The sequence below is a fragment of the Streptomyces sp. PTL18 genome (assembly GCF_059510295.1).
Genome location: NZ_JCAJZO010000089.1, coordinates 1 through 1,899, shown reverse-complemented (window position 1 = coordinate 1,899; position 1,899 = coordinate 1). Strand labels below are relative to the sequence as shown.

At 70.4% G+C, this 1,899-nt stretch carries 2 protein-coding genes; both read left to right on the top strand.

The annotated features are described in order from the left end of the window. On the top strand, positions 1-416 hold a 416-nt coding region (locus AC5WS8_RS39055), incomplete at its 5' end, for an oxidoreductase C-terminal domain-containing protein (RefSeq protein WP_496108222.1). A gap of 30 nt (positions 417-446) precedes the next feature. Further along, positions 447-1,631 (top strand): cytochrome P450, encoded by a 1,185-nt coding sequence (locus AC5WS8_RS39050; RefSeq protein ID WP_496108221.1) that lies wholly within the window; start codon positions 447-449, stop codon positions 1,629-1,631. Positions 1,632-1,899 lie beyond the last annotated feature (268 nt).

Genomic DNA, 1,899 nt, shown 5'->3' with positions numbered 1-1,899 from the left:
AGGTGGCCGCACACAACATGGTCAGCCCCGGGCCGCTGCGGCGCCCGCACCTGGCCATCCCGGTGTTCTGGTCGACCCAGTTCGGACTCAACATCAAGTCGGTCGGCGTGCCCACCTACTCCGACCACGTGGTCATCGCCCAGGGCTCCCTGGAGGCACGCCGTCTGGCGATGGTCTACGGCTACCAGGGCCGGGTCACCGCCGCGGTCACCGTCGACATGGCCAAGGTGCTCGACTACTACCGGTACCTGATCGAGACCGCCGCTCCCTTCCCGCCCCCGCCCGGCGCGCAGGACCGCGCGATCGCGGCCGACGTCCCGATCCCCTCCGCCGTACCCGACCCCTCCGTCCTGTCCCACGGCCCGACCGTCGCGCTCACCGGTCACCTTCCCGACCGCCGGCTGACGGTGGTGTAGCCCACATCCCGCCCCCTACGAGGAGCCACCATGGACTCCGCGACCTTGCTGGCACGGATCACCGACTACGCCAGCCGTCCCAACCCCTATCCGCTGTACGCGGAACTCCGCGAGGCCGGTCCCGTGGTGCCGCAGGCCGACGGCAGCTACCTGATCGGCACCTACCACCACATCGCCGCTCTGCTCCACGACCCACGGATGAGTGCCGATCCCCGCACCCGTGGCGAGGCGACCCACAAGCCGCCGTTCCTGCGGCTCGACGACCCCGAGCACCACAGGCTGCGCACCCTGGCCATGCGGCCCTTCGGGCCCCCGCACAACCCGGGCCGGATCGACGGCATGCGCGGCGAGATCGACCGGATCACCAAGGAACTGCTGGAGCCGTTCGAGGCTGGGCACCAGATCGACGTCGTCGACGACTTCGCCTACCCGCTGCCCGTCACCGTGATCTGCCACCTGCTCGGCGTGCCGCACGAGGACGAGCCGCTCTTCCGGGCCTGGTCCGACGCGATCGTCGCAGCCGCCGACGTCAGGCCCGACGACGACTCCAGCGAGCCGGACAAGGCCGGCGACCAGGCACGGATGGAGATCGGCGGCTACCTGCTGAACCTCGCCGAGCAGCGCCGCGGCAAGCCGGGCGACGACATGCTCTCCGCCTTCGTCAACGAGCCGGACCCGGCCCTGCGGCTCACCCAAGAGGAACTCGCGGAAACCGCCGTACTGCTCCTCATCGCCGGACATGAGACCACGGTCAACCTGATCACGAACGGCGCCCTCACCTTCCTGCGCCAGCCCGAGCAGCTGGACCGGCTGCGCCGGGAACCGGAGTTGCTCCCGCGTGCGGTGGAGGAACTGCTGCGGTACGAGCCCCCCGTCCATATGCGCGAGCGCATCCCGCACGCCGACATGGACGTCGCCGGTACGCCCGTCCCCCAAGGCGCTTCCGTCATCCTGGCCCTGGCCTCAGGCAACCGCGACCCCCGACGGTTCCCCGACCCCGACCGGTTCGACCCCGCCCGCCTGGACAACCAGCACCTCGGCTTCGGCAGTGGCATTCATGCCTGCTACGGCGGACCCTTGGCCCGTGTCGAGGCCTACGCCGCGCTTGGCGCGCTGCTTCCCCGTCTCGGGACGGCAAGCCTGGTTCAGGACCCGCCCGCCTACCGGCAGAACGCGATGCTCCGCGGCCCCCGCCACCTGCCCATCCGCCTGTGAAGCCGAGGGGCACGGCGTCCTCGTCAGGCTGCAGTGGGAAGAGTGCGCCGCGGGCCTCGGGACAGGCCGAACACATGCAGGAGCATCTCGGCCATGCTGTCCGAGGCTTGCCTGTCGTCCGCTGCGGGCCGGGTGAGCCACAGCTCCAGTAGCGGCGACAGAGCCCCATGATCTCCGGGTGTGACCCGGCCATGTGGGCGCAAGTTCGGCTTGCCCGTGAAGGGGTGGAGCACCGACGAAATGCGCTGGTCATGCCTTAGACGGCCTT

Bases quoted from the DNA above. Each gene is read 5' to 3' on its own strand.
- AC5WS8_RS39050 (WP_496108221.1), top strand. From the start codon at position 447: ATGGACTCCGCGACCTTGCTGGCACGGATCACCGACTACGCCAGCCGT.